We start from the raw sequence: 12,036 nt of genomic DNA, 5'->3' as shown, positions 1-12,036 counted from the left end.
GCGGCCCGAGGACAGTGCCTCGGCGCCGGCGGGCCGCAGGGCGAGCCGGGCGACGGCGTGGCGCCGCGCGTAGACCCCCGGATGGGGCAGCGGGGTCGGCCGGCCGCCGCCGCGGAAGCGCTCGATGGCCATCTCGCGCGGGGTCTTGCGCCGTTCGAAGCGTTCCCGGTGGGCCAGGATCATCGCGCCGAGTGCCGCGGTGATCAGCAGTGCGCTGGTGAGCTCGAACGCCCAGAGGTTGCGGGTGAAGATCAACACCGCAAGGCCCTCGACGTTGCCGCCCTCGTTGGCCTTCTCCAGACCGGCGAAACCGGTGGCGGCCATGTTGCCGATCCCGGCGATCAGCAGCACGCCGAAGCCGACCCCGGCCAGAGCGGCGGCGACCCGCTGTCCGCGGATGGTCTCCACCAGCGACTGCGCGGAGTCCACACCGATGAGCATCAGCACGAACAGGAACAGCATCATCACCGCGCCGGTGTAGACCACCACCTGCACGACGCCGAGGAACAGGGCGTCCTGCACGACGTAGAGGATGGCCAGCGCGATCATCGTCGAGGCCAGGAACAGCGCGGAGTAGACCGCCTTGGGCGCGGCGACCACACCGATCGCCCCGGCCAGGGCGATGGCGCCGAGCACCCAGAACGCGACGGCCTCGGCGGTCACCGCTCCACCTCCCGGTCCTGCGACGGGCCGACCCGGCCCAGGTAGTAGTCGTCGTCGGTGGTCCCCGGCGCCATCGCGTGCGGCGGGGCCGCCATGCCCGGCTGCAGCGGGGCGAGCAGCTTGTCCTTGCCGTAGATCAGGTCACCGCGGTTGTCGTCGGCCATCTCGTAGTCGTTGGTCATGGTCAGCGCCCGGGTCGGGCAGGCCTCGATGCACAGCCCGCAGCCGATGCAGCGCAGGTAGTTGATCTGGTAGACGCGCCCGTAGCGCTCACCGGGGGAGAACCGCTCCTCCTCGGTGTTGTCCGCGCCCTCGACGAAGATCGCGTCGGCCGGGCAGGCCCAGGCGCACAGTTCGCAGCCGATGCACTTCTCGAGTCCGTCGGGATGCCGGTTGAGCTGATGGCGGCCGTGGTAGCGCGGCGCGGTCGGGCCGGGCTTCTCCGGATACTGCTCGGTGATGGGCTTTTTGAACATCGTCGACAGGGTCACCCCGAAGCCGGCGACGGAGTCCAGGAATTTAGGCATTAGCGGCCTCCTTAGCCGAAGCGGGCAGCGGCGGAACCGGGAACGATCCGGCCGGCGGAGGCACAGGCGGCGGCAGCGAACGCCGGATGTGCCTGCGCCGCAGGCGGTTCAGGCCCACCAGCACGGCCAGCAGCAGCGCGGCGGCCGCCAGGTTGACCGGGATGCTGCTGACGCCGGTGGCGCGTAGCACGGCGACGACGAGGATCCACACCAGCGACATCGGGATCAGCAGCTTCCAGCCCAGCGCCATGAACTGGTCGTAGCGCAGCCGGGGCAGGGTGGCGCGCAGCCACATGAACACGAACAGGAACAGCCACACCTTCACGACGAACCACAGCAGCGGCCACCATCCGGAGTTGGCGCCGGCCCACATGCTGATCGGCCAGGGCGCGCGCCAGCCGCCGAGGAACAGGGTGGTCGCCAGCGCGGAGACGGTGGTCATGTTGACGTACTCGGCGAGGTAGAACATCGCGAACTTCAGCGAGGAGTACTCGGTGTGGAAGCCCCCGACCAGTTCGCCCTCGGCCTCGGGCAGGTCGAACGGTGCGCGGTTGGTCTCACCGACCATCGAGGTGAGGTACACCGCGAACGACGGCAGCAGCAGCAGCACGTACCAGGTGTGGGTCTGGGCCTCGACGATGCCCGAGGTGGACATGGTGCCCGAGTAGAGGAACACCGAGGCGAAGCACAGCGCCATGGCGATTTCGTAGGAGACCACCTGGGCGCTGGACCGCAGCCCGCCCAGCAGCGGGTAGGTGGATCCCGACGCCCAGCCGGCCAGCACGATCCCGTACACCCCGATCGAGGTGATCGCCAGGATGTAGAGCACGGCGACCGGAAGGTCGGTCAGCTGCAGCGGGGTCCGGTGGCCGAGCACCGACACCACCGGTCCCAGCGGTATCACGGCGAAGGCCAGGATCGCGGTGATCACCGAAATAACCGGCGCCAGAAGGTAGATCGGCTTGTCCACGCCGGCGGGTACCAGGCCCTCCTTGAGCGCCAGCTTGATGCCGTCGGCGGCGGACTGCAGCAGGCCGAAGGGGCCCAGCCGGTTGGGGCCGTAGCGCATCTGCATGCGGCCCAGCAGTTTCCGCTCGGCGAGGATCGCGACCAGCACGGTCAGCAGCAGGAAGCCGAACACCGCGACCGCCTTGACCAGGATCAGCCACAGCGGGTCGTGGCCGAACACCGTCGGGTCGGGATATGTCGTCGGGTCGGGATGTGTCATTGCGGTCCCCCTGATTCGATGCGGACGACCGCCCCGGCGGTGACGCCGAGCTGGGTGTGCACCGCGCTGCCGGGTGAGTTCAGCGGCAGCCAGACCACTGCGTCGGGCATGTCGGTGACCTCCAGCGGCAGCGTCACCGAGCCGCGCCCGGTGGACACCGTCACCGCCCCGGAGGCGCCGACGCCGGCCGCGGTCGCCGCCGAGAGCCGGGCCACCGCCGGCCGGGCCGTCCCGGCCAGGTGCGGCTCGCCGTCCTGTAACCGCCCGGCGTCCAACAGCATCCGCCAGCCGGCCAGCACCGCCTCACCGCTTCCCGGCACGGCGCCCGGCCCGGCGGCGACGTCGGGTCCGGACGGGCGGGCGCCGTCCCAGCCGCCCAGTGCGGCCATCTCGGAGCGGGCCTGCGCGGTCGTGCCCAACCCGAGGTCGACGCCCAGTTCCGCGGCCAGCGTGGACAGCACCCGCAGATCCGGTGTCGCGTTGGAGGACAGCGCGGCGTCGAAGGGCCGGGTGCGGCCCTCCCAGTCGGTGAACGAGCCGTCCTTCTCGGCGACCGGCGCCACCGGGAAGACCACGTCGGCCAGGGCGGTCACCGCCGACTCGCGCAGTTCCAGGCTGACCACGAAGCCGGCCGCCGCGATCGCGGCCAGTGCCTCGTCCGGGTCGGCCAGGTCGGCCGGCTCCACCCCGCCCACCACGAGCGCACCCAGCTCGCCGTGCGCGGCGGCGGCCAGGATGCCGGTGGTGTCCCGGCCCGGTTCGGCCGGGACGTCTCGGCCCTGCCAGACGTCGCGGACCTGCAGGCGCGCAACCGGATCGGCGACCGGACGGCCGCCGGGCAGCACGGCCGGCAGGCAGCCGGCGTCGAGTGCGCCGCGTTCGCCGGCCCGGCGCGGGATCCAGGCCAGCCGGGCCCCGGTTCTGTCGGCGAGCCGCGCCGCCGCGGACAGCGCACCGGGACTGGTGGCCAGCCGCTCGCCGACCAGGATGATCGCGCCGTCGGGAAGCTCGCCGGCCAGTGCGTCCAGGGCGGCGGCCTCGGCGCCGGGTGCGGTGGGGATCAGCCGGGCGGAGAGCTTCGTCGTGCCGGGGGAGGCGAAGGGCGCGATGGTCTTCACCGGCAGGCCGCGCTTGCGGACCGCCTTGCGCAACCGGAGGAAGACGATCGGCGACTCGTCCTCGGGCTCGAGTCCGGCCAGCACCACGGCCGCGGCGGACTCGAGGTCGGAGTAGCTCACGCCCATCGGCCGGCCGGCGACCCGGGCAGCCAGGAAATCGGCCTCCTCGGCCGAGTGCGGGCGCGACCGGAAGTCGATGTCGTTGGTGCCCAGTGCGATTCGGGCGAACTTCGCGTAGGCGTAGGCGTCCTCGGCGGTGACCCGCCCGCCGACCAGCACCCCGGCCCGGGCACCGGCCAGTCCGGCGGCGGCCCGCGCCAGTGCCTCGGACCAGGACGCGGCGCGCAGCGCCCCGTCCTCCCCGCGCACCAAGGGGGTGGTGATCCGGTCGCCGACCCGGGTGTAGGCGAACGCCCACCGCCCCTTGTCGCAGTTCCACTCCTCGTTGACCTCGGGGTCGTCCCCGGCCAGCCGGCGCAGCACCACGCCGCGGCGGTGGTCGGTGCGCTGGGCGCAGCCCGAGGCGCAGTGCTCGCACACGCTCGGCGAGGAAACCAGGTCGAACGGCCGCGCCCGGAACCGGTAGGCGGTCCCGGTGAGCGCCCCCACCGGGCAGATCTGCACGGTGTTGCCGGAGAAGTAGGAGTCGAACGGCTCCCCGGCGGCGATACCGACCTGCTGCAGGGCGCCGCGCTCGAGCAGTTCGATGAACGGGTCGCCGGCGATCTGGTTGGAGAAGCGGGTGCAGCGCGCGCACAGCACGCACCGCTCGCGGTCCAGCAGCACCTGGCTGGACAGGTTGATCGGCTTGGGGAAGGTGCGCTTGACGTCGGTGAACCGGGTCTCGGCCCGGCCGTTGGACATCGCCTGGTTCTGCAGCGGGCATTCGCCGCCCTTGTCGCACACCGGGCAGTCCAGCGGGTGGTTGATCAGCAGCAGTTCCATCACGCCCTGCTGCGCCTTGTCGGCGGCCTCGGAGGTCATCTGGGTGCGCACCACCATGCCCTCGCTGACGGTGGTGGTGCAGCTGGCCAGCGGCTTGCGCTGCCCCTCGACGTCCACCAGGCACTGCCGGCAGGCGCCGACCGGCTCGAGCAGCGGGTGGTCGCAGAACCGCGGGATCTGCACGCCGATCAGCTCGGCAGCCCGAATCACCAAGGTGCCCTTGGGAACTGACAGGGTGGTGTCGTCTATGGTGACGGTGACCAGCTCGGTCTCGGTGGGCGCCTGGGTCACGAGCCCACCCCCTGCGGGGCGGCGAGCATGGAGGCGTACGGGTCGAACGGGCAGCCGCCGCCGAACACATGGGCCTCGTACTCGGCGCGGAAGTACTGCAGCGAGCTGATGATGGGCGCGGCCGCGCCGTCGCCGAGCGCGCAGAACGACTTGCCGTTGATGGCGTCGGAGATGTCGAAGAGCTTGTCCAGATCCTCCTGCGTGCCGCGCCCGGTCTCCAGCCGCTCGTAGATCTGGGCCAGCCAGTAGGTGCCCTCCCGGCACGGCGTGCACTTGCCGCAGGACTCGTGGGCGTAGAACTGCGTCCAGCGGCGCACCGCGCGCACCACGCAGGTGGTCTCGTCGAAGATCTGCAGCGCCTTGGTGCCCAGCATCGACCCCACCGAGGCGATGCCCTCGTAGTCCAGCGGCACGTCGAGGTGCTCGGCGGTCAGCAGGGGAGTCGACGACCCGCCCGGCGTCCAGAACTTCAGCTCGTGGCCGGCCCGCACGCCTCCGGCGCAGTCGAGCAACTGGCGCAGCGTGACGCCCAGCGGCCCCTCGTACTGTCCGGGCCGGGTGACGTGGCCGGACAGCGAGTACAGGGTGAAACCGGGGGATTTCTCGGTGCCGAACGACTTGAACCAGTCCACCCCGTTGGCCAGGATCGGCGGCACGCTGGCGATCGACTCGACGTTGTTGACCACCGTCGGGCAGGCGTACAGACCGGCGACGGCGGGGAACGGCGGGCGCAGCCGCGGCTGGCCGCGGCGGCCCTCCAGCGAGTCCAGCAGCGCGGTCTCCTCGCCGCAGATGTAGGCGCCCGCCCCGGCGTGCACGATCAGGTCCAGGTCGAAGCCCGAGCCCAGGATGTCGGTGCCCAGGTAGCCCGCGGCGTAGGCCTCGTCGACGGCGGCCTGCAGCCGGCGCAGCACCGGGGCCACCTCGCCGCGCAGATAGACGAAGGCATGCCGGGCGCCGATCGCGTAGGAGGCGATGATCACGCCCTCGATCAGGAAGTGCGGGGTGGTCAGCAGCAGCGGCATGTCCTTGCAGGTGCCGGGCTCGGACTCGTCGGCGTTGATGACGAGGTACTTCGGCTTGGGCGAGTTGGCGTCGATGAACGACCACTTGGTGCCGGTCGGGAAGCCCGCCCCGCCGCGGCCGCGCAGACCCGACTCCTTGACCTCGGCGGTGACGGCCTCCGGTGTCATCGCCAGCGCCCTGCGCAGGCCCCGGTAGCCGTCGTGGTCGAGGTAGGTCTGCAGGGTCCACGGCCGCGGCGCGTCCCAGAACCGGCTCAGCACCGGGGTCAGCACGGGGGTCCGCGGGGCGTTCACGGGGTCCCTCCCTCGGCACGGGCCGCCCGCAGCCCGGCCAGGGTGGCCGCGCCCGGACCGCTGTCGTCGCCCGGGTGCGGGCCGAGGCCGGCCAGCGTCCGCTCGGTCTCGCGGAACCGGCACAGCGTCCCGCGGGTCGGGGTCACGGTGCGGCCCTCGCGCAGCGCGGCGACGAGTTCGACTGCGCTGGAGGGTGTCTGGTTGTCGAAGAACTCCCAGTTCACCATGACCACGGGAGCGTAGTCGCACGCCGCGTTGCACTCGACGTGCTCCAGAGTGATGGTGCCGTCGGCGGTGGTCTGGCCGTGGTGGATGCCGAGTTCGGCCTCGAGGGTCTCCAGGATGGCGTCCCCGCCCATGATCGCGCAGAGCGTGTTGGTGCACACCCCGACCAGGTACTCACCGGTGGGTGTGCGCCGGTACATCGAGTAGAAGGTGGCGACCGCCGTCACTTCGGCCTCGGTCAGATCCAATTGCGCCGCGCAGAAAGCGATTCCGGCCTTCGTGAGGTAGCCGTCCTCGGCCTGCACCAGATGCAGCAGTGGCAGCAGCGCCGAACGCGCCTGGGGATAGCGGGCGACGACGACGGCGGCGTCGGCGGCCAGCCGTGCGGTGACATCGGCCGGATAGGAGTCCGGCCCGCCGATCGGGGGGCCGGGTTCGTCGGGCCGCGGGCCCAGGGTCAACTCGACGCTCATCGGTACCTTCTGTTCGTCCTGGGTACTGTCACCTGTCCACGCCGCCCATCACCGGGTCGATGCTCGCCACCGCGGCGATGACGTCGGCGACCATCCCGCCCTCGCACATCGCCGCCACCGCCTGCAGATTGGTGAAGCTCGGATCCCGGTAGTGCACCCGGTAGGGACGCGTCCCGCCGTCGGAGACCATGTGCACGCCGAGTTCGCCGCGCGGCGACTCCACCGCGCTGTAGACCTGGCCGGCCGGCACCCGGATGCCCTCGGTGACGAGTTTGAAGTGGTGGATCAGACCCTCCATCGAGGTGCCCATGATCTTCGCGATGTGGGCCGGGGAGTTGCCGAGCCCGTCCGGGCCGAGTTGCAGGTCGGCCGGCCACGCCAGCTTCTTGTCGGAGATCATCACCGGACCCGGCTCGAGGCGCTCCAGGCACTGGCCGATGATCTTCAGCGACTCGTGCATCTCACCGACCCGGATCAGATAGCGGCCGTAGCAGTCCGCCGCGGTGTCGGTGACGACGTCGAAGTCGTAGGTCTCGTAACCGCAGTACGGCTGGGTCTTGCGCAGGTCGTGCGGCAGTCCGGTGGAGCGCAGCACCGGGCCGGTGATGCCCAGCGCCATGCAGCCGGTCAGGTCCAGATACCCGACGCCCTGGGTGCGGGCCTTCCAGATGTGGCTCTCGGTGAGCAGGTCGGCCATCTCGTGCAGCCGGTCGGGCAGGATCTTGAGCACCTCGGCCACCCGCTGCGGGCCGTCCTCGGGCAGGTCGGCGGCGAGGCCGCCGGGACGGATGAACGCGTTGTTCATCCGCAGCCCGGTGATCGCCTCGAACAGCGTGAGGATCAGTTCGCGTTCCCGGAAGCCGAAGAACATCGGCGTCATCGCGCCCAGTTCCATCCCGCCGGTGGCCAGGGCCACCAGGTGCGAGGAGATCCGGTTGAACTCCATCAGCATGACCCGGATCACCGAGGCCCGCTCGGGGATGTCGTCGGTGATGCCCAGCAGCCGCTCCACCCCGAGGCAGTAGGCGGTCTCATTGAAGAACGGGGACAGGTAGTCCATCCGGGTAACGAAGGTCACACCCTGGGTCCAGGTGCGGTATTCCAGGTTCTTCTCGATGCCGGTGTGCAGAAAGCCGATGCCGCAACGGGCTTCGACGACGGTCTCGCCCTCGATCTCCAGGATCAGTCGGAGCACGCCGTGGGTGGACGGGTGCTGCGGTCCCATGTTGACCACGATGCGCTCGCCTGCCTCACCGGAGCGCGCGGCGGTGACGATCTCGTCCCAGTCCTGACCGCCCAGGACGACGACGGGGTCTTCGGCGGTCGTCATCGGTAGGACCTGCGCTGGTCGGGCGGCGGGATCTGGGCGCCCTTGAACTCCACCGGCACCCCGCCGAGCGGATAGTCCTTGCGCTGCGGGTGGCCCACCCAGTCGTCGGGCATCTCGATGCGGGTCAGCCCCGGGTGGCCGTCGAAGACGATGCCGAAGAAGTCGTAGGTCTCACGTTCGTGCCAGTCGCAGGTCGGGTAGACCGCGAACAGGGACGGGATGTGCGGGTCGTCGTCCGGACAGGCCACCTCCAGATGGATGCGGCGGTTGTGGGTGATCGACATCAGCGGATAGAACGCGTGCAACTCCCGGCCGGTGTCGTCGGGGTAGTGCACACCCGATACGCCGCAACACAATTCGAAGCGCAGACGTTCGTCGTCGCGCAGCGCCGAGGCCACGGTCGGAAGATGGTCGCGGTGGACGTCCAGCGTCAGTTGGTCGCGGTGCACGACTACCCGCTGGACGGCGTCGTCGAAAACCTGCGGCCCCAGCACGTCGGCGAGCCGGTCGACGACGTCGTCGAAGTATCCGCCGTACGGCCGCGGCGTACCGCCGGGAAGCGTCACCGGCTGCACCAGCCGGCCGTAACCCGAGGTGTCGCCGGTGCCGCTGCCGCCGAACATCCCGCGCCGCACGCCGATCCGCTCTCCGCCGACGGTGTTGTGGCCCGATTCGCTCACCGCAGCAGGCCTTTCAGTTCGATGGTGGGCTGGGCGGCCAGCGCGGCCTGCTCGGCCGCTGCGATCGCCTCGGCGCGGTGCACGCCCAGCGGCATCTCGGAGATCTTGGTGTGCAACGCCAGGATCGCGTTGAGCAGCATCTCCGGCCGGGGCGGGCAGCCGGGAAGGTAGATGTCCACCGGCACGACGTGGTCCACCCCCTGCACCACCGCGTAGTTGTTGAACATCCCCCCGCTGGAGGCGCACACGCCCATCGCCAGCACCCACTTGGGTTCGGCCATCTGGTCGTAGACCTGGCGCAGCACCGGCGCCATCTTCTGGCTGACGCGGCCGGCGACGATCATCAGGTCGGCCTGGCGCGGGGTGGCCGAGAACCGCTCCATGCCGAACCGGGCGATGTCGAACCGCGGCCCGGCGGTGGCCATCATTTCGATTGCGCAGCAAGCCAATCCGAAGGTAGCGGGCCACAGCGACCCGGCACGGACGAAACCGGCGACCTTCTCCACCGTCGACAGCAGGATGCCGCCCGGCAAGGACTCCTCTAATCCCACTCCAGACCCCCCCGTCGCCACACATAGGCATACGCGACGAACACGGTCGCCATGAAGATCGCCATCTCGACCAGGGCGAAGGTGCCCAGCCCGTCGAACGCCACCGCCCAGGGGTAGAGGAAGACGATCTCGATGTCGAAAACGATGAACAGCATTGCCGTCAGGTAGTACTTGATCGGGAAGCGTTGACCGACCGGGTTGACGGCCAGCGGCTCGATCCCGCACTCGTAGGCCTCCAGCTTGGCCCGGTTGTACCGGCGGGGTCCGACCACCAGCGCGGCTACCAGAGACACCACCGCGAATGCGGTCGCGATGGCCCCCAACACCAGGATCGGGGTGTACAGACTCACGTAATCCCTACTCCTCGGCTAGCGCGCGTGGACTGACCTGTCGGACAGCGTAGCGGGGGCCTACCGGACCGGCGAACGCAGCAGGCCCACCACCGCTTCGCCCAGCTCAATGGGGTCGAGCGGGTGCGGTACGGCGGCCTCGGCCCGGGACCAACTGGCCAGCCAGGCGTCGTCGGCGCGGCCGGTCAGAACCAGCACCGGCGGGCAGTCGGCGATCTCGTCCTTGAGTTGCTTGGCGATCCCCAGCCCGCCGACCGGCGTGGCCTCCCCGTCGAGGATCACCAGGTCGAAACCGCCGGCGTCCATCAGGGATATCACCATCGGACCGGTGGCGACGTCGGTGTAGTCCAGCTCGGGCAGGTCGGGGTGGACGCGGGTCCCGAGCGCGAGCCGAACCTGTTCGCGGGTATGGGCGTTGCTGCTGTAGTTGAGGATTCGAAGCGGGCCGGACACGGGGGTCATGCTACGGCCCCCGGTCGCGCTCACCGAACGAAGACCGCGTCGACGGCCAGCACGGTGCCCGGCGGCATCATCCCGAGCATGTTCCCGCTGACGCCCCAGCGGGTGCGGTCGATCTCGCCGCGCGCGGTGATCTGCAGGCTGTTGGCGCCCTGGCGTTCCAGCGAGGCCCGCAGCGGCGCCTCCAGTGTGGTGCCGCGGATGGTCAGGGTCGCGGCGAGTTGTCCGGCCGAGGGCGCGGCGGTCACGTCCACGACGATGTCCGGGTGGTTGGCGGCGTCGAAGAAGTCCGCGGCCCGCAGGTGCCGGTCGCGCATGCCGATGCCGGTGCGCACCGAGTCGGCCCGGATCACCAGCCGTCCCGACAGTCCGCCGTCCGGGGTGATCCGGCCCTCGCCGCTGAACTCGGTGAACCGGCCGTTGATCGGTATCAGTCCCCACAGCGTCCGGCTGGTGAACCGCACCGAGGACTGCTCGGGCTCGAGGGTCCAGGCTCCGGCCAGGGCGGGGTCGGACAGCAGGCTCTGCAGTGTCATGCGAGCCGATGGTAGGCCCAGCGGCCGGGGTGGTGTGCGCTATCCCCGGGTCGCGGTCAGCGGAGCCAGATCGGCGGGATCGAGGTACTCGTCGATCCGGCCGACCCGGCCGTCGGGGCCGGCTTTGACCACCAGGCAGGCCCGGAAAGCCATTGGCGTGCCGGCCCGGTCGAGGGCGTGCAGGATGTGCTGCTGGACGAAGCCGCCCTCGAAGACCTGCCGGTCGAGGACCTCGTAGCGGCGTTCGGAGGTGGCGTCGACGAACCACTCGATGACTTTCAGGGCGCGCGTCTTGTCGCGTTCCCCGCCGCCGCCGAGGCGCCAGACGACGACGTCGTCCGACCACATCCGGGCCAGCGCGGCGGTGTCCGCGCGTTCGATCGCGCCGAACATCCGGTCGGCGAGGTCGTCGAGGTCCGTCATGACTCCAGGCAATACCGAAACTGCGCCCAGATCACGATTTCGGCTGAAAAGGCGATCTGGGCGCAGTCTCGACGCGAACTACGGGGCCGGTGTCGGGTCCGGCGTCGGAGTGGGCGTCGGAGTCGGGTCCGGCGTCGGGGTCGGCGTCGGAGTCGGGTCCGGCGTCGGAGTGGGCGTCGGCGTCGGAGTGGGCGTCTGCGTCGGCGTGGGCGTCGGCGGGGGGGTCGGCGTCGGAGTGGGCGTCGGCGTCGGGGTCGGCTTCGGCTTGGTCACCTGGGTGAGGGCGTTCTTGATCCCCTTGTTGTTCGGCTTCAGCCCGGCCAGGGCGCCGAGCACACCGGCCGCGCCGCCGCCGCTCTTGGCGACCGCCGAGATGGTCTGCCCAGGCGGGTTGACCGGCTTCTTTCCGTTTCCGTTGCCGGGCTTGGCGTCAGCCAGCGGCGCCGAGACGACGGCCGCGGTGGCCACGACGGCGGCCGCAACCTTCCACTTCATCTTGTTCATCGTGAACCATCCCCTTATATGTCCTATTGAGGTGACCCAAAGCGGGCACTCATGCCACTCTAACCTAACTCTCAGCTTAGAGGCAAGTATTCGGGACGGGACGAAAGTCACTTCTGACGTGCGTGAACCGCACCACCGCCGACGCGCCCAGCTACCGCCGCAAATACCCCGGATTAGAAATCGCTAAGCGATGACCGACGACTGAGCGCAGGCAGGCCAGCGCCTCGGGTGCCCGCCGGTCCAGTTCGCCGGCGCGGATTGCGGCCGACAGCCCGGCTTCGCTCGGATATCCCAGTCGGCGGAGCGCGGCCAGCGGTTCGGCGGCGGTGTCGTCGAGCAGCTCACGTTCGACGATGCGCAGCGCGTTGGCGGCGACCAGGGCGTGGAAGTTGACCGCGCCGGTGGTGCCGGCCC

The 12,036-nt window shown here is 70.4% G+C and carries 15 protein-coding genes; all 15 read right to left on the bottom strand.

Annotation, left to right across the window (positions count from 1 at the left end; all coding sequences use genetic code 11):
* Positions 1 to 663, bottom strand: a 663-nt coding sequence (locus tag ACKOQ4_RS14105; RefSeq protein ID WP_526292874.1) for an NADH-quinone oxidoreductase subunit J, incomplete at its 3' end; no start/stop codon positions are given.
* Positions 660 to 1,190, bottom strand: a complete 531-nt coding sequence (gene nuoI / locus ACKOQ4_RS14100) for an NADH-quinone oxidoreductase subunit NuoI (protein ID WP_526292872.1) — start codon at positions 1,188 to 1,190, stop codon at positions 660 to 662. The genes ACKOQ4_RS14105 and nuoI, both read right to left, overlap by 4 nt.
* The gene (nuoH, locus tag ACKOQ4_RS14095; RefSeq protein WP_526292870.1) at positions 1,183 to 2,418 is read right to left on the bottom strand and encodes an NADH-quinone oxidoreductase subunit NuoH; all 1,236 of its coding nucleotides are present in this window, start codon (positions 2,416 to 2,418) and stop codon (positions 1,183 to 1,185) included. The genes nuoI and nuoH overlap by 8 nt, the downstream gene beginning before the upstream one ends.
* Positions 2,415 to 4,772, bottom strand: coding sequence for an NADH-quinone oxidoreductase subunit G (locus ACKOQ4_RS14090; RefSeq protein WP_526292868.1), 2,358 nt, complete (start codon positions 4,770 to 4,772; stop codon positions 2,415 to 2,417). Before ACKOQ4_RS14090 ends, nuoH begins: the two co-directional genes overlap by 4 nt.
* Positions 4,769 to 6,070 (bottom strand): NADH-quinone oxidoreductase subunit NuoF, encoded by a 1,302-nt coding sequence (nuoF, locus tag ACKOQ4_RS14085; protein ID WP_526292878.1) that lies wholly within the window; start codon positions 6,068 to 6,070, stop codon positions 4,769 to 4,771. The genes ACKOQ4_RS14090 and nuoF overlap by 4 nt, the downstream gene beginning before the upstream one ends.
* Before the next feature lie 17 nt (positions 6,071 to 6,087).
* On the bottom strand, positions 6,088 to 6,789 hold the full coding sequence (gene nuoE / locus ACKOQ4_RS14080) for an NADH-quinone oxidoreductase subunit NuoE (RefSeq protein ID WP_526292866.1): 702 nt from the start codon (positions 6,787 to 6,789) through the stop codon (positions 6,088 to 6,090).
* A gap of 28 nt (positions 6,790 to 6,817) precedes the next feature.
* Complete coding sequence (gene nuoD, locus ACKOQ4_RS14075; RefSeq protein ID WP_526292864.1) at positions 6,818 to 8,119, bottom strand: NADH dehydrogenase (quinone) subunit D; 1,302 nt, start codon at positions 8,117 to 8,119, stop codon at positions 6,818 to 6,820.
* Entirely contained in the window at positions 8,116 to 8,742 is a 627-nt protein-coding gene (locus tag ACKOQ4_RS14070) for an NADH-quinone oxidoreductase subunit C (RefSeq protein WP_526292876.1), read from the bottom strand. Before ACKOQ4_RS14070 ends, nuoD begins: the two co-directional genes overlap by 4 nt.
* 53 nt (positions 8,743 to 8,795) lie before the next feature.
* Positions 8,796 to 9,350 (bottom strand): NADH-quinone oxidoreductase subunit B, encoded by a 555-nt coding sequence (locus ACKOQ4_RS14065; RefSeq protein WP_526292862.1) that lies wholly within the window; start codon positions 9,348 to 9,350, stop codon positions 8,796 to 8,798.
* Positions 9,341 to 9,700 carry an NADH-quinone oxidoreductase subunit A gene (locus tag ACKOQ4_RS14060; protein ID WP_526292860.1) on the bottom strand — a complete coding sequence of 120 codons (360 nt, stop codon included), beginning with the start codon at positions 9,698 to 9,700 and terminating at the stop codon, positions 9,341 to 9,343. Before ACKOQ4_RS14060 ends, ACKOQ4_RS14065 begins: the two co-directional genes overlap by 10 nt.
* Before the next feature lie 60 nt (positions 9,701 to 9,760).
* On the bottom strand, positions 9,761 to 10,162 hold the full coding sequence (locus tag ACKOQ4_RS14055) for an Rv3143 family two-component system response regulator (RefSeq protein WP_526292858.1): 402 nt from the start codon (positions 10,160 to 10,162) through the stop codon (positions 9,761 to 9,763).
* Between the two features lie 20 nt (positions 10,163 to 10,182).
* Positions 10,183 to 10,695, bottom strand: coding sequence for a YceI family protein (locus ACKOQ4_RS14050; RefSeq protein WP_526292856.1), 513 nt, complete (start codon positions 10,693 to 10,695; stop codon positions 10,183 to 10,185).
* Between the two features lie 39 nt (positions 10,696 to 10,734).
* Entirely contained in the window at positions 10,735 to 11,118 is a 384-nt protein-coding gene (locus ACKOQ4_RS14045; protein WP_526292854.1) for a nuclear transport factor 2 family protein, read from the bottom strand.
* 78 nt (positions 11,119 to 11,196) lie between these two features.
* The gene (locus ACKOQ4_RS14040; RefSeq protein ID WP_526292852.1) at positions 11,197 to 11,613 is read right to left on the bottom strand and encodes a hypothetical protein; all 417 of its coding nucleotides are present in this window, start codon (positions 11,611 to 11,613) and stop codon (positions 11,197 to 11,199) included.
* A gap of 160 nt (positions 11,614 to 11,773) precedes the next feature.
* Positions 11,774 to 12,036 (bottom strand): DUF6285 domain-containing protein (locus ACKOQ4_RS14035; RefSeq protein ID WP_526292850.1); only part of this gene is annotated, 263 nt, incomplete at its 5' end.

Source organism: Mycobacterium sp., assembly GCF_046095365.1.
Classification (GTDB): Bacteria; Actinomycetota; Actinomycetes; order Mycobacteriales; family Mycobacteriaceae; genus Mycobacterium.
This window is presented reverse-complemented; position numbering and strand designations above follow the sequence as displayed.

What these genes read in the sequence shown, in the direction of transcription:
- ACKOQ4_RS14050 (WP_526292856.1), bottom strand. Translation starts at nt 10,695, where the DNA reads ATGACACTGCAGAGCCTGCTGTCCGACCCCGCCCTGGCCGGAGCCTGG.
- nuoI (WP_526292872.1), bottom strand. Translation starts at nt 1,190, where the DNA reads ATGCCTAAATTCCTGGACTCCGTCGCCGGCTTCGGGGTGACCCTGTCG.
- ACKOQ4_RS14040 (WP_526292852.1), bottom strand. Translation starts at nt 11,613, where the DNA reads ATGAAGTGGAAGGTTGCGGCCGCCGTCGTGGCCACCGCGGCCGTCGTC.
- nuoE (WP_526292866.1), bottom strand. Translation starts at nt 6,789, where the DNA reads ATGAGCGTCGAGTTGACCCTGGGCCCGCGGCCCGACGAACCCGGCCCC.
- ACKOQ4_RS14055 (WP_526292858.1), bottom strand. Translation starts at nt 10,162, where the DNA reads ATGACCCCCGTGTCCGGCCCGCTTCGAATCCTCAACTACAGCAGCAAC.
- ACKOQ4_RS14045 (WP_526292854.1), bottom strand. Translation starts at nt 11,118, where the DNA reads ATGACGGACCTCGACGACCTCGCCGACCGGATGTTCGGCGCGATCGAA.
- nuoH (WP_526292870.1), bottom strand. Translation starts at nt 2,418, where the DNA reads ATGACACATCCCGACCCGACGACATATCCCGACCCGACGGTGTTCGGC.
- nuoD (WP_526292864.1), bottom strand. Translation starts at nt 8,119, where the DNA reads ATGACGACCGCCGAAGACCCCGTCGTCGTCCTGGGCGGTCAGGACTGG.
- ACKOQ4_RS14070 (WP_526292876.1), bottom strand. Translation starts at nt 8,742, where the DNA reads ATGTTCGGCGGCAGCGGCACCGGCGACACCTCGGGTTACGGCCGGCTG.